Annotated in this window: 15 protein-coding genes and 1 tRNA gene; 12 read left to right on the top strand and 4 right to left on the bottom strand. The window is 39.9% G+C overall.

Annotated elements, in window-relative coordinates:
* Positions 1 to 10: 10 nt before the first annotated feature.
* On the top strand, positions 11 to 1,495 hold the full coding sequence (gene gltX, locus H5117_RS08735) for a glutamate--tRNA ligase (RefSeq protein WP_002961608.1): 1,485 nt from the start codon (positions 11 to 13) through the stop codon (positions 1,493 to 1,495).
* A 428-nt stretch (positions 1,496 to 1,923) separates the two neighbouring features.
* Positions 1,924 to 2,223, top strand: coding sequence for a hypothetical protein (locus tag H5117_RS08730; protein WP_002958795.1), 300 nt, complete (start codon positions 1,924 to 1,926; stop codon positions 2,221 to 2,223).
* A 16-nt stretch (positions 2,224 to 2,239) separates the two neighbouring features.
* On the opposite strand, the gene H5117_RS08725 is transcribed toward H5117_RS08730, so the two are convergent.
* Together H5117_RS08725 and H5117_RS08720 are read right to left on the bottom strand one after the other, a co-directional pair.
* Entirely contained in the window at positions 2,240 to 2,632 is a 393-nt protein-coding gene (locus tag H5117_RS08725) for a hypothetical protein (protein WP_182737252.1), read from the bottom strand.
* Positions 2,633 to 2,740: 108 nt separating this feature from the next.
* A complete protein-coding gene (locus tag H5117_RS08720; protein WP_182737250.1) occupies positions 2,741 to 3,610 on the bottom strand; it encodes a CPBP family intramembrane glutamic endopeptidase in 870 nt (289 codons plus the stop codon).
* Between the two features lie 112 nt (positions 3,611 to 3,722).
* Between H5117_RS08720 and H5117_RS08715 the strand changes: the two genes are divergently transcribed.
* From H5117_RS08715 to H5117_RS08700, 4 genes are all read left to right on the top strand, one after another.
* A complete protein-coding gene (locus H5117_RS08715; RefSeq protein WP_024597321.1) occupies positions 3,723 to 4,424 on the top strand; it encodes a DUF3581 domain-containing protein in 702 nt (233 codons plus the stop codon).
* A gap of 177 nt (positions 4,425 to 4,601) precedes the next feature.
* Positions 4,602 to 5,849 (top strand): DEAD/DEAH box helicase, encoded by a 1,248-nt coding sequence (locus tag H5117_RS08710; RefSeq protein WP_007581604.1) that lies wholly within the window; start codon positions 4,602 to 4,604, stop codon positions 5,847 to 5,849.
* 59 nt (positions 5,850 to 5,908) lie between these two features.
* Positions 5,909 to 6,889 (top strand): sensor domain-containing diguanylate cyclase, encoded by a 981-nt coding sequence (locus H5117_RS08705; protein WP_182737248.1) that lies wholly within the window; start codon positions 5,909 to 5,911, stop codon positions 6,887 to 6,889.
* A 16-nt stretch (positions 6,890 to 6,905) separates the two neighbouring features.
* Complete coding sequence (locus tag H5117_RS08700) at positions 6,906 to 7,094, top strand: hypothetical protein (protein ID WP_039484956.1); 189 nt, start codon at positions 6,906 to 6,908, stop codon at positions 7,092 to 7,094.
* 126 nt (positions 7,095 to 7,220) lie between these two features.
* Here the strand turns inward: H5117_RS08700 and H5117_RS08695 are convergent, their stop codons facing one another.
* The gene (locus tag H5117_RS08695) at positions 7,221 to 8,177 is read right to left on the bottom strand and encodes a methylenetetrahydrofolate reductase (RefSeq protein ID WP_182737246.1); all 957 of its coding nucleotides are present in this window, start codon (positions 8,175 to 8,177) and stop codon (positions 7,221 to 7,223) included.
* A gap of 250 nt (positions 8,178 to 8,427) precedes the next feature.
* Between H5117_RS08695 and H5117_RS08690 the strand changes: the two genes are divergently transcribed.
* The 3 genes from H5117_RS08690 to H5117_RS08680 all read left to right on the top strand — a co-directional run bounded on the left by H5117_RS08690 (position 8,428) and on the right by H5117_RS08680 (position 13,042).
* Positions 8,428 to 11,310, top strand: a complete 2,883-nt coding sequence (locus H5117_RS08690) for a pitrilysin family protein (RefSeq protein WP_182737244.1) — start codon at positions 8,428 to 8,430, stop codon at positions 11,308 to 11,310.
* Between the two features lie 197 nt (positions 11,311 to 11,507).
* A complete protein-coding gene (cysE, locus tag H5117_RS08685) occupies positions 11,508 to 12,326 on the top strand; it encodes a serine O-acetyltransferase (protein WP_002958786.1) in 819 nt (272 codons plus the stop codon).
* A 35-nt stretch (positions 12,327 to 12,361) separates the two neighbouring features.
* On the top strand, positions 12,362 to 13,042 hold the full coding sequence (locus H5117_RS08680; protein WP_182695720.1) for a hypothetical protein: 681 nt from the start codon (positions 12,362 to 12,364) through the stop codon (positions 13,040 to 13,042).
* Here H5117_RS08680 and xseA read toward each other — a convergent pair.
* On the bottom strand, positions 13,039 to 14,370 hold the full coding sequence (gene xseA / locus H5117_RS08675) for an exodeoxyribonuclease VII large subunit (RefSeq protein ID WP_182737242.1): 1,332 nt from the start codon (positions 14,368 to 14,370) through the stop codon (positions 13,039 to 13,041). The genes H5117_RS08680 and xseA overlap by 4 nt on opposite strands.
* A 401-nt stretch (positions 14,371 to 14,771) precedes the next feature.
* On the opposite strand from xseA, the gene guaB reads away from it, so the two are divergent.
* The 3 genes from guaB to H5117_RS08660 all read left to right on the top strand — a co-directional run bounded on the left by guaB (position 14,772) and on the right by H5117_RS08660 (position 18,153).
* Positions 14,772 to 16,241 (top strand): IMP dehydrogenase, encoded by a 1,470-nt coding sequence (gene guaB, locus H5117_RS08670; protein ID WP_002958783.1) that lies wholly within the window; start codon positions 14,772 to 14,774, stop codon positions 16,239 to 16,241.
* A 102-nt stretch (positions 16,242 to 16,343) separates the two neighbouring features.
* On the top strand, positions 16,344 to 17,921 hold the full coding sequence (gene guaA / locus H5117_RS08665) for a glutamine-hydrolyzing GMP synthase (RefSeq protein ID WP_002958782.1): 1,578 nt from the start codon (positions 16,344 to 16,346) through the stop codon (positions 17,919 to 17,921).
* A 155-nt stretch (positions 17,922 to 18,076) separates the two neighbouring features.
* Positions 18,077 to 18,153: transfer RNA gene (locus tag H5117_RS08660), tRNA-Trp, on the top strand.
* The last annotated feature ends 6 nt before the right edge of the window (positions 18,154 to 18,159 follow it).

Raw genomic sequence — 18,159 nt, 5'->3', positions numbered from 1 at the left:
AGAATTTACCATGACAATTCGCACCCGTGTTGCCCCGTCGCCAACTGGTGACCCGCATCTTGGCACCGCTTATATCGCCTTATTTAACTACTGTTTTGCTAAACAACAAGGCGGTGAATTTGTACTTCGTATAGAAGATACAGACCAAGTACGTAGCACGCCAGAGTCTGAACTTGCGATTATGGATAGCTTACGCTGGTTAGGGCTTGAGTGGGATCATGGTCCTGATGTGGGTGGCGAATTTGGTCCTTACCGTCAATCTGAGCGTAGCGATTTATATAAAAAATACGCGCATCAGTTAGTTGACGATGGGAAAGCGTTTTACTGCTTTGCAACAAGCGAAGAGCTTGATCAAATGCGTGAAGAGCAAATGGCAGAAGGCTTGCGCCCTAAATACGACGGTCGTGGTTTAAACCATACAGATGAAGAAATTAAAGCAAACTTAGCGGCAGGCAAACCTTACGTTATACGTATGAAAATCCCAAGCGAAGGCACATTTAAGTTTAACGACTACCTACGAGATGAAATTGAGATCCCGTGGGAAAACGTAGACATGCAAGTGCTTTTAAAAGCGGATGGTTTCCCAACGTACTTTTTAGCGAACGTAGTTGATGACCACCATATGCAAATTAGTCATATTTTCCGTGGCGAAGAGTGGATTAACTCAGCACCTAAGTTATTAAAACTTTATGAAGATTTTGGTTGGGAAGCGCCGGTACTTGGTCATTTACCATTACTACGTAACCCAGATAAATCAAAGCTGTCTAAGCGTAAAAATCCAACGTCTATTAACTACTATAAAGAAATGGGTTACCTACCAGAAGCCGTGCTTAACTACTTAGGTCGTATGGGTTGGTCAATGCCAGATGAGCGTGAAAAGTTCACACTTAATGAAATGATTGAAAACTTTGACATGAAGCGCGTATCGCTTGGTGGCCCAGTATTCGACGTGGATAAATTAAGCTGGTTAAACGGCATGTGGATCCGCGAAAACCTAACCGACGAGCAGTTAATTCAGCGCTTTGTTGATTGGAAGTTTAACGGTGAGATGTTAGCTAAAGTATTACCTGAGGCTAAAACGCGTATTAATACCCTTTCGGATATGGTTGAGCTTGCTGGACATTTTGTAGGTGGTATTCCAACTTACGATCCTGCGCTATTAACAGCTGGTAAAGCAGACGAAAACGTAATACGCCAAGCACTACAATTTTTTGTATGGCAGCTAGAAGGATTGCGTAGCTTTGATAAGCCCGCTATTTTTGCAATTGCAAAAGAAGTGGCTACATTCCACGAGCTTAAAATCAAAGACTTTTTAGAGCCAATTTTTGTCGCAATTACAGGCAAAACATCAAGTACGTCGGTGCTTGATGCAATGGAAATATTAGGCTCTGACTTATCACGTGCTCGTTTACGTGTAGCGCTTGCTCATTTAGGTATTTCTAAAAAGCAGGCTAAAAATATAGAGCGTGCGTACCGCGAATACCCAAGTGCATAATTACTAAAATGCACTTATAAAAGCCGAGCTTAGTAAAATAAGTTCGGCTTTTTTTGTTTCAGGCTGTTTAGCTATATGACATCGTATTTTGATATTGTTTAACTAAAGTATTAGGGTCTGTTGATCTTTTCGGATTAAAATTTGTTCAAACTAGGGGCTATTTAATCGCGGCGCGAGGTTTGTAACCTACTGAGCTAAGTAAAAACCGAGCAACAAAGAGTAAATAGCCCCTAGAAAGAACCCTTTGGGCAGCGCCTGTTTGGCATTAATGCTACGTTATCGCCCATTTATGGGGAGTAACCACACTACATAGGCTTTGCCTTGCCTAAATACCAAACAGACTGCTGCAAATTTAACCTTGAAAGATCAACAGACCCTAGTACTTAGCCCAATGATACAATAGGGAATATAAACTCATAGGAGGCAGTATGATTGCACCTGTAAAAAACAAAGCCATTTTTAGCAGTAACACATTTTCGATAAACCTTGTTACTTACCCAACCAATCATAGCGTAATGAACCATATTGACCCTGTGCAGCAAGGGCGCTATTACAAGCTTAATTTTGTATTAGAGAAACCTAAAGCGGGTGGGGTATTTAAATGCTCTAAATGCATTATAAATTTATTTAATCGCGTGTATTTGTTCAGACCCGATAAGTACGAACACAGCGTATCTAAAATCGAGTCTGGAAAGCGTGTGCTACTGAGCTTTGCGCTTAATATATAATTTGCACTTTTACTTATTAATAGTCGTAGGCCTGTCCGGTGCATAAAACAGATAGGTCGCAATACGATACAGACGTTTCACTACAAGAATTAATAGTAAAAGCATTTCCGCCTCTGCGCATAGCATCAGCTTTAAGTAAATCAATTGCGTTTGATTTAGAGCGGTTATAGCTTACATTATTGTTACCCATACCGTCGCCATCACAGCTTTCACCTTCTATTCGGCCTAGGAGGGTAGCGCCACTTTCGTGTGCTTCTTGGTCGCTATAAAACTGCTGTAAATCTCTTTTATTAACGTAGGTGCCAATTTCTTGAGATAAAACACCGTTGTCTATATCTGTATGATAAGTCATTCCTGAACAACCCGTTATTGTGGCCAGCACTGTTATTGCCATTATAAAACGTAGCATATTTATTAGTCCCTTAATTTATTATTTAAATTAAGTAATAAATTACTAACAAAATCAAATGCGGGCAATGTTTGCCAACGGGTAAATTGTTAGCATTTGTAAATGTATTTAGATTTTACTGAGCATAGGGTAAGTAAACAAAAAGAAGTGGCAAACATTAACTAACCAATGGCACATAATGGCCCACTCTAAGCGCTGCGTTTTATAAAAAATATAGCCATATCCTAAGCCTGCAATAAATGAAACCAATACATAGTTAAATCCTCCTGCAAAATGTGCCAAAGCAAACACTGCTGCTGTCATTATTGGAGCAAGTAGCGCTGGGCGAGTAGATGTGATTATTTGGCTAAGTTTGGTTTGTAATAAACCTCTAAACAAAGCTTCCTCAGCTACACAGGTAAATAAAAGATTAATAGCAATAAAGGCTAACCAAAAGTTGGGCACTTTTGGGTTAAAGCTTACAAGTCCAAGTGTTAAAGCCGCAGTGAGCGAAGCTAAAACAGTAGCAATAATTATAAAAATAGGTTGTTTAACGTTTAATGGGCCTGCTTTATTAGAGTCTGCTTTTAAAGCTTTTTTATTCGAATAAAAGTAAGCACAAAGGAATAACCCAGCCATAGCTTTATCAAAATTAGCATAAAGGGTAAAAGCAATCGCATCGCTTGTAATACGCTCATCTATAACAATAGGGAGGTTATTAAAACCAGGCACCCAATGAAGTGCTAATGCCAGTGAGGAAATTATAAAAACAGTACTTAAAATAGCGCGTATTATTGCCCACCTTGCATTTAGCACACAGTAGTATAAAACAACGTAAAGCCCAGTGCTGAGCAGAGCATACAAATTTATATAACCTTGAAAATACCCACTTACTACACTTAAAGCCATTAAGTAGTGCCAAAGGGGTTGCCGCATTATTGATATTTTGCAGTACGGAAAAACACATATAATTGATAGTGCTAATAAATAAAAGGTCATTGTTTTTTATTACTCTGTTTTATTTAACCATTAATCTAACAGATTCGACCTCTCAATATTTTTTTTCTGGTAATATAGATAGGTTATAAGCAGTTTAAGCAGTGAACAAACTATGTTAAGTCCTTTTTTTCAGCAGCATGCTGATTATGTTTCTATCTCTCGTGAGCAGGGTTGTCGCTTCGCTAAATGCGTTGCTGACGATTACAATCCACTTCATGACAAAGATGCCAAAAAGTTTTGCGCGCCAGGAGACTTACTTTTTTCATTGGTACTAGACCGCTACGGTATTAGTGAACAAATGGAATTTACTTTTGCCGGTATGGTTGATGAAAACACCAAACTTCATTTCCCTGAGGGAGCCGATGAGTTTGATGTAACCAATGGCGAAAAAGTCATTTTAAAGGTAAAGCGCAGCGGTAAAACCAGCCAATGCCCAGCACTAACTAATAGTCTAATAAAAAATTATGTTGAGTTTTCTGGTACTACCTTTCCGCATGTAATTATCCCATTAATGGGCAAGCAAGAGGTAATGATAAACCCTGCTCGTCCGATGATAATTTACGAATCAATGCTTATTAATCTTGATAACCTTGATATAACAGCGCCAATACTTGAATTTGCAGAGCCAAGCTTTGAGTACACTGGTAAGCGCGGAAAAATTACACTACGTTTTAACCTGTTAGAAAACGGCGTTAAAGTGGGCAGTGGTGAAAAGCACATGGTGGTTTCGGGTATTCGCGAATACTGCCAAGCAACAGTTGATGATTTAATTGCGTTTTACAACGAACGTAAAGCAACACTAAAGCCAGCTTAAAGCTACATAAAATTATAAAAGGCGCTAAATACAACTGTTATTTAGCGCCTTTTTTATTGTTTTTAGCGCTAAAGTGAAAGTGAGCAACCACGATTAAATACTTTCCTGGACTGGTTAATTTACGCAGTACAGTAATATGCGTACAATAGCGCTCTTTGTTATTTTAAAGCTAAGCCTATGTCTGCCACTACGTTCTCATCACTTAATCTCGACCCGTTATTATTAACAGCGATTGAGCAAAATAATTACACTCAACCTACCGCAATTCAGATTAAAACTATTCCGCCTATTTTAGCCGGAAGTGATGTAATGGGCAGCGCGCAAACAGGTACGGGTAAAACCGCCGCCTTTGTTTTACCTTTATTACATAAGCTTTTAAATACCCCTAAAAAAGATGAGCAAGGCCTTGCCCGCGTTGTAATTTTAACGCCAACCCGTGAGCTTGCTCAGCAAGTATTTGCAAGCTTTGAAAAGTACGCACAAGGCACTAATATCAATGGCGCTTTAGCCTATGGTGGCGTAAGTATTGGCCCTCAAATAAAAGCACTTAAAACAGCGCAAGTTATAGTGGCAACACCTGGGCGTTTGCTTGATCATATAGTTAAAGGCAGTGTGGTACTTTCAAGCGTAGACTCCTTAGTGTTTGACGAAGCTGACCGCATGCTTGATATGGGCTTTATTGATGAAATTAGACGTATATTGCGACATATCCCGGGCGATCGCCAAACTTTACTATTTTCAGCTACGTTTGATGACAGCGTGTTTGAACTCAGTAAAAAGTTACTTAAAAACCCAGAACTAATTGAAGTTGATAAACGTAACTCAGCCGCGGTTGAAGTAGAGCAAGTTATTTACGCTGTAGATGAAGACCGTAAGCGCGAACTTGTATCGCACATGATTGGCATGAAAAACTGGCGCCAAGTGCTTATTTTTACTCGTACAAAACAAATGGCTGATCAGCTTGCTAAAGAAATGTGTAAAGATGGTTTAAAAACCGAATCAATCCATGGCGACAAATCGCAAGGCGCACGCGACCGTGCATTGCAAAACTTTAAAGAAGGTATTACACGCGTACTTGTTGCAACCGATGTAGCTGCGCGTGGTTTAGATATTTCTACACTTAGATACGTAATTAACTTTGAACTACCTTACATTGCCGAGGATTACGTGCACCGTATTGGCCGTACAGGTCGTGCTGGTGAACAAGGACTTGCTATGTCGCTGGTAAGTCTTGATGAGCAATGGCTGCTAGAAGAAATTGAAGTACTACTCGATACGCGTTTAACGCCGCAGTGGTTAGAAGGTTACGAGCCAGATCCTAATAAAAAGCCAAAAGATAATCGTAAAAATACTAACAAGTCGCGAAAAGATCGCGATAAAAAACGCATCACTGGTAAAAGAGAGCCAAGCAGACGTCGTAAATAATAGCTTTTACGTTGTTTTTTTGCCTATACTGGAGCTATTAAATAGCCGAGGTAAAGTTAATGTTTGAAACTGATAAATGGGCATTCTCTGGTGTTGATGGCCAAATATCTTTGCATAAATGGCAAAAAACAATGGACCTTATCACGGGGCTTTTTTCAGCCCCGTCTGGTTATATAGTTCAGGCAACAAGCAAAGGCTATCGCGTTGTTATTAGAAATAACGAAGGTGGCTCAAGCTTTGAAACCAACCCGATACTTCCCCCTCAAACTCCTCTTTTTTGTCGGCACGTCGCTGAAACTAATAATATTTTATATGTTAATGATGCAAGCAATAACGATGCATGGAACACCCTCCCAGAAGTAGTTGAGGACGGTGTTGAATCCTACCTAGGCTTACCTATTCATTGGCCTGAAGGCGAAGTGTTTGGCACGTTATGTTTAAAAGACACTAAAATAACCAGCTACACTGATGAATACTTTGAACTCATAGAGCAATTACGCGATTTGATTGAAGACGACTTAGCGCTTGTGTATAGCTATGAGCAAATGCGTGAAATAGCCATGTTAGACTCATTAACTAATATTTATAATCGCCGAGCACTTAACTTATTAGCCCAACAAAAGCTTAATTTAGCACTGCGTTTAGGTTTTGACGTGTGTTGTTTGTTTATTGATATAAACGACTTTAAAAAGTTAAACGACACTTGCGGACATGAAGTGGGCGACAAAGCATTGATTATATTGGCAGATACGCTAAAAACGCATTTAAGAGATGCCGATATAGTAGGGCGTTTAGGTGGCGATGAGTTTGTTGCAGTAATGCAAGTAAGCGATAAAAGTAAAATTAACTACATTATGGATAAAATATCTTCTGAGTATTCAAAAGCATTACTCAAAGAGAACGTGTGCGATTTATCGCTTAGTATTGGTTATAGTTTTACTAATAAACAAAAGCAGCCCTTTGAAGCGCTATTAAATGATGCAGACCACGCAATGTATAAAAATAAACAAGCGTATAGGCTCGCTAAAAAAGCACAATAATAAAAGGAAGTTCGTCATGACTCATGCCACAAAAACTTGGCTGGTTTTTTCTGCGATAGGTTTTATTTTTTCATTAGCAATAATAAGCTTATTTGAAGCGCTTCCTAGCATTAGATTTATATCTGATGAGGGAATTATTTTTGGTGTTATGTGCTCCTCTATGGGGTTTGCCTTAAAAAGGCTTGAGAGTAATAACCAAAAATAGCTTCAATGAATAGCTTAAGCTGCAAATTTTTACTTGTACTTATTAATTTGTTTTTCAAAGTACGGACATAAAAAAGCAAGCCATGAGGCTTGCCAAGAAGGGTGTTAATTAGCTCTTACCTAGCCTTTAAGCTATTAGCTTTTCAGCAAGGTTTAATTCCATAATAGCTTTTAATAAACGGTATAAGTTAATTGATGCATCAATTTCTTCTTTACGGTTTGTTAAGCTTTCAATATTTAAGCCCAGCGGTACATCTAAATGCGCACAACTTTTAAGTATTAAGTCGAGGTTTTCGCGGCAAATACGGACCGATTCGCTTAGTGTATTGTCTGCATCAAGCATGCGCCATTTAGTTGCCTCTGGCACTGAGATACCCAACCATTGCATAAATTCTAAGGTTTTTTCGCCGCCGCACGGGGTAAACGTTAATATAATACGTTGTGGTGTAATCCCTTGTGCTTTACATGTACGCGCGTAGCTAGTAATTAGCTCTATAGTCGCTTGTGCGTCGTAAACAGCTTGCGATATAAAAAACTGACAACCTTGTGCTGTTTTTTCTATTAAGCGTTCGTGCTCATTTCGTTTACTTGAATGGCGCTCGGCAATCGTAACGCCCCCTAAAAAGAAATCATCTGATTGCTCAGCTAATGCTTTATACGCATCTGGCAGGCTTAGCTTTATATCGCCTACCGATGACGGGCTACCTACTAAAACTACATTTTGTAAATCGTAGTCGTTTTTAGTTTCACTTAGCCAATCTTTAAATTCGCCTACGCCACGCTGCGCCACACTTTTATAAGTAATTACATCTTGTGCAGATAAATTACGAAGTAAATGGCTGTATTCACGCGGATCAACGGTTTGTTTAAACGCAAACGGGCGCGCTTGATTAGTTCGACTGCTTTCGTCTTGAATGTCGTAAATTATTACGCCGTCGTATTCAATTTCGTGTAAGCGACCTAATAGCTTTTCTGCAATAGTTTTTAATTGCGCTTTATCGGTGCCTATTTTAGGCGGGGTAGTACCAATAAGATAAACACCTTGGTTGGTGTCCTCTATTTTCTCTTTTAATGATAAAGCCATAATCCTCATTCCAGCCAAGTGCGTTTTGATGGATTTAATATAGCAGCCATTTAGACGTCTAGATAGATTTATTTAATGAAAGTTTTTCAATTAACATGATGTTTATTCATAGTGCTTGTTCCCATAATTTATAATTGACACAGTTGTTTACATAATAAATCCCCTTGGGACTCTTATATTTATTGGCTTTGGGGCATAATTAAAGAGTTAAATCTGACAACAAATTTGCTCAATTTAAAAAGGGACAACAATGAAATTTAAATTATTAGCAACCAGCTTAGCGGTATCGCTGGCTTTAACAGGTTGCACCATGCAACAAAATCAAAGCACGCAAACAACAGCACAACAAGAACAAGTAAATAAAGCTGATGACCGTGTTTTTTCGCAAGATTACTTAATTGAAGAGCTAGAAAACGGCTTACGTGTCATGGTTGTTAAAACCGATTACCCTGATGTAGTGTCGCTGCAAATTCCGGTATCGGTTGGATCGCGTAACGAAGTTGAAGAGGGCAAAACAGGCTTTGCTCACTTTTTTGAACACATGATGTTTAAAGGCTCACAAAAATACCCTGAAGATGTGTATTCAGACATATTAAAAAATTCAGGTGTTGATAACCGCGCATATACAACAAACGATTACACAAATTACCATTTAAACTTTTCAAAGCAGCACCTTGATAAAGTACTTGAGCTTGAAGCTGATATTTTTCAAAACTTAACCTACACCGAAGAGCAATTTAGAACCGAAGCACAAACGGTAAAAGGTGAGTACTTAAAAAACAACGCGAGCCCAATTCGTAAATTATTAAGCGCTGTACGCGAAGAAGCGTTTGATAAGCACACGTATAAACACACCACTATGGGCTTTTTTAAAGACATAGAAGCCATGCCAGATCAAATGGCGTACGGGAAAGAGTTTTTTGCTAAGTTTTATAAGCCTGAATATGTGTCACTTGTCATAGTGGGCGATGTAGACCCACAAGCAACAATGGCAATGGTTAAAAAGCATTGGGGCAGCTGGAAAAAGGGTAACTATGTTGCTGACATTAAAGCAGAACCTGTTCAACAAGCACCAAAATATTTACACCAGCAAGATGAAGCGCTACCAGGGCATTGGTTACTCGTATCGTACAAAGGCGCTGCGTGGGAGCCTGCTAAAAAAGACAGAGCGGCACTAGATTTAATCTCACAGCTTTATTTTTCAAGTAATTCAGATTTATATCAAGAGCTAGTGGTCGACAAACAAATTGCCAGCCAAATGTTTACCTATAACCCAGAGACTAAAGATCCGGGTTTATTACACGTATTTGTTAAAGTAGAAAACGCAGACGATTTAGCCACTGCGCGCGATGCCATTAATCGAACTTATGCAAAAGCACGCACTGAGCTTGTTGATGAGCAAAAGCTCAGTGATTTAAAATCGAATCTTAAATACAGCTTTATTAATGGCTTAGATTCGTCGCAAGCGATTGCATCAACCCTTGCCAGCTACATGCATTTTGAGCGCGATCCTGAGGTTATAAACCAGCTGTATAAATCGGCAGATAACATCACCAGCGCAGATATTAAAGCCGTTGCTAATAAATACTTTACTGATAACGCACGTACCACATTAACAATGTCGGCACTTGATAAAGCCCCAGATTTTGAGCAAGAAGTTAATTTAAATGCGCTTACTGCAAAGCTTGAACAAGCACCTGCGAAGCCTGCATTTAAAGTACTTGATAAAACCAATAGCTCGCCATTAATCGATGTTAACTTTTTATTCAATACCGGCGCGGCTGCCGACCCTCAAGGCAAAAAAGGTGTTGCAGCGCTCACTGCGGCAATGCTTGCACAAGGTGGCTCAGAGGCGACAAGCTATAAAGATATTCAAAAAGCACTTTATCCGCTTGCAGGTAGCTTTGGTTATCAAATAGATAAAGAAATGCTGTCGTTTCAAGGGCGCATTCATAAAGACAATGCAGCGCAGTGGTATTCACTTGTGAGCGATCAATTATTAAACCCAGGCTTTAGAGACGATGACTTTAAACGCCTTAAAAAAGAAATGATCGATGGTATTAAATCAGGCTTAAAAGCATCTAACGATGAAGAGCTAGGCAAAGAAGTGCTATACAGTGCACTTTACAACAATCACCCTTACGAAAGTTACAACTACGGTGATATTTCGGATTTAGAAGCGTTGACGCTAGATGATGTTAAAGCGTTTTATAACAGCGAGCTTACGCAATCTAAACTCACGGTTGGCTTAATTGGGGCTGTGCCTGCAAACCTTAAAGCTAAAATGATGAGCGATTTTGCAACGCTACCAAAAGGTGAGCAAAGCCGTTTAAGTATTCCTGATGCGCCAGTGCTTAAAGGTCATCATGCAACTATTGTAGAAAAATCGGCACAATCGACTGCTGTATCGTTTGGTTTTCCTATTGATACAATAAGAAGTAGCGAAGACTGGACAGCCCTTTGGCTTGTGCGTTCGTACTTTGGTGAGCACCGTAGTTCTAACAGCTTTTTATATGAGCGCATTCGTGAAACTCGCGGCATGAACTATGGCGATTACGCATACATTGAATACTTTCCACGTGGTATGTTTCAAACCAAGCCAGATGCAAACCTAGGGCGCTCAGAGCAAATATTTCAAGTGTGGTTACGCCCACTTCGCTCTAATAACGATGCGCACTTTGCAACACGTACCGCCTTGTTTGAGCTAGATAAGCTAATTAAAAATGGTATGAGCGAAGGTGATTTTGAAGCTACGCGTAACTTTTTAATTAACTTTGTGCCGCAAATGGTTGCAAGTCAAAATCGCCAATTAGGTTACGCGCTTGATAGCGAATTTTACAACACTGATAACTTTGTAAGTTACGTAACTAATAAACTTAAAACGCTAACGCTTGCTGATGTTAATCGCGTTATTAAAGAAAACTTGCAAACAGACAATGTTCACTATGTATTTATTACTGGTGACGGCGCTGATATGCAAAAACGTTTAGCATCGCAGCAAACATCACCAATGATTTATAACACTAATAAACCTGCTGAATTAGTGGCTGAAGATAAAGTGATTGCTGATTATAAATTAGCAATTCCTGCAAAAAATATTGAAGTGATGAAAGTCGATAAAGTATTTCAATAATTTAAGTCTTTTTTAAGCGTTAAAATAATGCCTCGGTGCTATAAGCATCGAGGCATTTTTATTATTTAATAATGAAACTTAATAAACAGTTATACCTAATAACCAGAACAAATAACTAAGGGATTAACACCTTAGTGGTTAAATCCGTTAGACTTGGGAAAAGGCTATTTTATATCAACTTAAGGCAGTGCAGTATTATGCGTCATGCAATTTGGCAACAGCTTCGCGACGAAGCTAACGATGTAGTAAAACGTGAACCATTATTAGCAAGTCATGTTTATTCATGTGTTTTAAATCATGATTGTTTAGGTTCGGCATTGAGCTTTATTGTTGCTAATAAGTTGGCTGATGCGGTGGTATCTGCATTCACTATCCGAGAGCTGTTTGACCAAGCATTTGTAAAATGTGACCGTATGCTATCTTTTGTTGCTGAGGATATTAAAGCGGTAAAAGACCGCGACCCTGCATCAGAAACCTATCTTACGGTTATATTAAATCTAAAAGGTTTTCATGCTATTCAGGCGCACCGTTTGGCTAATTGTTTGTGGCAACAAAATCGCAAAGAGCTAGCGCGCTTTATTCAAAGCCGTAATTCTGAAGTGTTTGGGGTCGATATTCACCCAGCATGTAAAGTGGGTAAAGGCATTATGTTTGACCACGCAACCGGTATTGTTATTGGTGAAACAGCGGTAATTGAAGATAACGTATCAATTTTGCAATCTGTAACGCTTGGCGGTACAGGCAATGAGCAGGGCGATCGTCATCCTAAAATTAGAGCAGGCGTATTAATTGGCGCGGGTGCTAAAGTACTGGGTAATATTGAAGTAGGTGAGGGCGCACGAATTGGTGCGGGCTCAGTTGTACTTAGCAATGTTCCACCACACACAACCGCTGTTGGCGTACCCGCTAAAATTATTGGTCGACCGGATTGTGAGTGTCCGGCGCAAAGTATGAACCAAAACTTTTTAGCAAATCCTGAGCCTGAAAACGAATCGCACACGAGTGCAATGTTATAAGTAACTAAAAATAATAAAACTTAAAAGGAATTAACATGAACAAGAATAGTTTATTGGCTCTAGGGATTGGGTTTATTGCGGGTGTAGGTTTAACTTGGAGCTACTTTAATGCAGCTTCAAGTTATCCGGAATCTGTTAAGTCGCAGCCAAGTTATGAAAAACAGAAAAAGCTTCATACTGAACAACAAAGTAATGAGGTATTGAGTAATGCAGACTCTGCAGTACCTGAGCAAGTCGCTAGTATAGAGCCCGCTGAAGACACGCCTACAACCAATTCAGAAACCCAAATGCTTGATGAACTACCTTTAGAAGAGCAAGTAACTCAGCTTAAGCAGCAACTCGCCGAACAGAAAGCGGCGCTCAAAAGTGTTTTAAAGAAAATGAGGGGCCCTTCAGATTTTGAGCAGATTTTACGTGATAAATTTGAAAATCAAACGCGCGATGAAGAATGGGCCTATCGTACTGAAATGGCATTACAAGATTTTTTATTAACAGCTGATTTATCAATTATTCCTGACGTTGTTAGTGCAAAATGTAAAAAAACAGTATGTGAATTTGAACTTGCCGCCCCCATTGATAACGACACATTTGGTAATGCTCAATGGCGAGAGCTAAACGATAAGTTGATGGAACAAGAGTTTTGGCAACAATTTAAAAGCACTACCTCCACATCGAGCGATAGCGAACTTAAAATGTTGCTAAGTACAGAGCTTTAAATAATTTGTGATTCTATAGAGCCATCGACTAACTCTGTAACTAAAACATCGCCTGTTTTAATTTGCCCCACAGATTTAACTACTTTTCCTTGCTGTGTTTTAGTGATGCTATAACCGCGCGCTAAAACATTAAGCGGACTTACCGAGTCTAACCTGCTTGCTTGCAGTGCTAAGCTATTATTCGCTTGTTGTAACTGATGCTGTATAGCTTGGTTTAGCCTAGCTTGTAATTGCGAGAGTTGATGGCTTGCTGAAGCGAGTTTTTTATCAGGTGATTGGCGCATCAAACGAGGCGTTAAGTTATTGAGTGTGCGTTCTTGCTGATATAAACGATTACGCATAGCTTGTTGCAGCGCAATGCTTAGCTCATCCAAACGTTGTGATTTTTGACTAATCTGACTACGCGGATGACACAAATTAAGGCGGTGTTGTAACTGCGTTGCTAGAGCGCGTTTATCGGCAATGTCGTGCTTAAACGCGTTAGATAAACGATTAACCAATTGCGTTACTTTGTTGTGTAACTCTTGCGTATTTGGGCTTACAAGCTCAGCTGCGGCTGATGGAGTTGCTGCACGAACATCAGCAACGTAATCGCTAATGGTTGTATCTATTTCATGGCCTACTGCACTTACTATCGGTAATTCACTTTCAAAAATAGCCCGTGCGAGCTGTTCGTGATTAAAGCACCATAAATCTTCAAGTGATCCGCCGCCTCGTCCTAAAATAAGTACGTCTACTTCATCACGAGCATTAGCTAATTCAATTTGATTAATTAAATGTAGGTGTGCTTCTTTGCCTTGTACCATAGCAGGGTAAATGATTACTTCTAACTGCGGCGCACGGCGTTTAAGTACCGTTAAAATATCTTTTATAGCAGCGCCGGTTGCTGAGGTAATAACACCAATACGATTAATGTTTTGCGGAAGTGGTTTTTTATACGCAGAGCTAAATAATCCTTCGGCGGCCAAACGCATTTTAAGTGCATCGAATTCTTGTTTTAGCTGACCTTCGCCGGCCGGTTCCATATGCTCAACAATAAGCTGGTAGTCACCGCGAGGTTCATAAAGTGATACACGCGCTTTTACTGTAACTTGCGCGCCATTTGCAGGGCGATAGCTTTGGTTGCGATTATTCCCACGCCACATAGCAGCTTTAATTTGTGCTTTATCGTCTTTTAACGAAAAGTACCAATGTCCAGATGCAGGGGTAATAAAGTTAGAAATTTCGCCCGTGAGCACTAAAGATGCAAAACCTTGCTCAAGGATTGTGCGAATTTCTCTATTAAGGCGTGAAACGGTGTAAACCGCCTGCGAAGGCTTCGAAAACATAAAAAACAACCTAAAACTATTTATAAAGCAAGGGTCTATTGACCTTTGTAGATTAAAATTTGTTCAAACTAGGGGCGATTTAATCGCGGCGCGAGGTTTGTAACCTAGTGGGCTAAGTAAAAACCGAGTAACAAAGAGTTAATCGCCCCTAGGCTGAACCCTTTGGGCAGCGCTTGTTTGGAATTGATGCTACGTTATCGCCTATTTATGGGGAATAACCACACTGCATAGGCTCTGCCTTGCCTAAATACCTAACAAACTGCTGCAAATTTAACCTTGAAAGGCTAATAGACCCTATATTATCATAAATATTTGCGAAATATTATTTACTCATGCCAACAACGCTGTTAAAATTTGGCCGCAATTCCTTATCTTAGATCCACATGTGAGAAGTTGCCAAAATGCTTAGAATCGCTAAAGAAGCTCTTACCTTTGATGACGTACTTTTAGTACCTGGTCATTCTACTGTTTTGCCACACACGGCAAATATTTCAACTCGCTTAACGCGTGGTATCAAACTTAACTTGCCGCTTATTTCAGCATCTATGGATACTGTTACAGAAGCTCGTTTAGCTATTGCCCTTGCGCAAGAAGGTGGTCTTGGTTTTATTCATAAAAACATGACTATTGAAGAACAAGCGAAAAACGTACGTAAAGTTAAAACCTACGAAGCAGGTATTGTTTCATACCCTGTAACGGTTACTGCCGATTTAACAATTGCAGATGCAATTGAGCTTTCGCACGAAAAAGGTTTTTCAGGCTTTCCGGTTACCGACAGCAACAATGTGCTTGTAGGCATTGTTACAAGTCGTGATATGCGTTTTGAAACTAAGCTTGAACAGCCTGTTTCTACCGTTATGACTAAAAAAGAAAAGCTTGTTACCGTTAAAGAGGGCGCAGCACGCGAAGAAATTTTAGGCTTAATGCACGAACACCGCATTGAAAAAATCCTTGTTGTTGATGATGAATTTAAACTCAAAGGCATGATCACAGTAAAAGATTACCAAAAAGCCCAAGACAAACCTGACGCATGTAAAGATGACCAAGGTCGTTTACGTGTAGGTGCTGCTGTAAGTGTTGGCGCAGGTACTGATGAGCGTATTGCTGCATTAGTAGAAGCGGGTATTGATGTTTTACTTATCGATACATCGCATGGTCACTCTCAAGGCGTTATTGACCGTGTTACTAAAACTCGCAAAGAGTATCCAGACTTACAAATTATTGCAGGTAACATTGCAACAGCTGAAGGTGCGATTGCACTAGCTGATGCCGGAGCGGATGCAGTTAAAGTAGGTATCGGCCCTGGTTCTATCTGTACTACACGTATTGTTACCGGTTGTGGCGTTCCACAAATTACCGCTATTTCAGATGCTGTTGAAGGCTTAAAAGGTCGCGATATTCCTGTTATTGCTGATGGTGGCATTCGTTTTTCTGGTGATATTGTTAAAGCACTTGTTGCTGGTGCATCGTGTGTAATGGTGGGTTCTCTTCTTGCTGGTACTGAAGAAGCACCAGGTGAAGTTGAGTTATACCAAGGCCGTTATTACAAATCTTACCGTGGTATGGGCTCATTGGGCGCGATGGATCAAAAAGAAGGTTCATCAGATCGTTACTTCCAAAAATCAAACGAAGCAGACAAGTTAGTACCTGAAGGTATTGAAGGTCGCGTAGCTTATAAAGGTCCTATTGCAACGATTATTCATCAGCAAGTGGGCGGCTTACGTAGTGCTATGGGCTTAACGGGTTGTGCAACAATTGAAGAGCTAAATACAAAACCACAATTTGTACGTGTTACTTCAGCAGGTATGGGTGAGTCGCATGTTCATGATGTGCAAATCACTAAAGAAGCACCAAATTACCGCTTAGGTTAAGCAGCGTAATTAATTTAATATACTGGGCTTGCTTTGCAAGCCCTCTTTTTAGTCGTTTACATTAACAAACGGCATTTAGCATCAGACTTTACGAGATACTCCATGAGCAAAGATATTCACGATTCACGAATTCTCATTTTAGACTTTGGTTCACAATACACTCAATTAATCGCCCGTCGTGTGCGTGAAATTGGTGTTTACTGTGAACTTTGGGCATGGGATGTGACTGAAGAGCAAATCCGCGAGTTCAACCCACAAGGTATTATTCTTTCTGGTGGTCCAGAATCAACAACACTTGAAAACAGCCCGCGCGCTCCTGAGTATGTATTTAATGCAGGCGTGCCTGTGCTAGGTATTTGCTACGGCATGCAAACAATGGCAGCTCAACTTGGCGGAAGTGTACACAGCTCTGATAAAAAAGAGTTTGGCTACGCACAAGTTGAAAAAGTAGGCAGCTGTGCATTATTTGATGCAATTGAAGACCATATTACTGATGGCGGCAACGGCATACTTGACGTATGGATGAGTCATGGCGATAAAGTAATGGACATTCCAGCTGATTTTACAACAACAGCTAAAACATCTACTTGTCCACATGCTGCAATGTCTAACGAAGAAAAGCGTTTTTACGGCGTACAATTTCACCCAGAAGTAACGCATACTCATCAAGGGTTACGTTTGCTTGAGCGTTTCGCTATTGATATTTGTGGCTGTGAAAAATTATGGACTCCTGCAAAAATCATCGATGATGCTATTGAGCGTATTAAAGAAACTGTAGGTGATGACGAAGTCATTTTAGGTCTATCTGGTGGTGTTGATTCATCAGTTGTGGCTATGCTTATTCACCGTGCAATTGGCGCAAAGCTAACATGTGTATTTGTTGATAATGGTTTACTTCGTTTAAACGAAGGTCAGCAAGTTATGGACATGTTTGGTAATAAATTTGGCTTAAACATTGTTAAAGTTGAAGCTGAAGAGCAGTTTTTAAATGATTTAGCTGGTAAGTCAGACCCAGAAGATAAACGTAAAGCCATTGGTCACACGTTTATTAATGTATTTGATGAGCAAGCCAAAAAGCTTAAAAATGCGAAATGGTTAGCGCAAGGTACAATTTATCCTGACGTTATTGAATCTGCGGCATCTGCCACAGGTAAAGCGCATGTTATTAAATCTCACCACAATGTGGGCGGATTACCAGATGACATGAAAATGGGCCTTGTTGAGCCATTGCGTGAATTATTCAAAGATGAAGTGCGTAAAATTGGTCTAGAACTTGGTTTACCGTACGACATGCTTTACCGTCATCCTTTCCCTGGACCAGGCTTAGGTGTACGTGTACTTGGCGAAATCAAAAAAGAGTACTGTGATTTACTACGCCGCGCAGATGCGATTTTCATCGAAGAGCTACACAAAGCTGAGCTTTATCATAAAGTAAGCCAAGCGTTTACTGTATTCTTACCAGTTAAATCGGTAGGGGTTATGGGCGATGCACGTAAGTACGATTGGGTTGTATCACTTCGTTGTGTAGAAACAATCGACTTTATGACAGCACGCTGGTCACATTTACCATATGAGTTTTTAGGTGTGGTTTCAAACCGTATCATTAACGAAATTGATGGTATTTCTCGTGTTGTTTACGATATTTCAGGTAAACCACCTGCAACTATCGAATGGGAATAATTAATTTTAGTTTTAATTAACTAATTTTAAGTGATTAAAAAACGGCGAATTAGCATGCTAATTCGCCGTTTTGTTTATTTAAAAAGCAGTTGAACTAAAAGAGTGATTTTTCTCTTTACCTTTGGCGAAACTTCTCTATAATTCGTCGTCATTGCAGGGGCGTAGTTCCAATTGGTAGAACAGCGGTCTCCAAAACCGATGGTTGGGAGTTCGAATCTCTCCGCCCCTGCCATTTCTT

This window comes from Pseudoalteromonas sp. SG45-1 (assembly GCF_014164135.1).
GTDB lineage: Bacteria > Pseudomonadota > Gammaproteobacteria > Enterobacterales > Alteromonadaceae > Pseudoalteromonas > Pseudoalteromonas distincta.
Note: the sequence above shows the minus strand (reverse complement) of the source record. Positions and strands in the feature narration are given on the sequence as shown.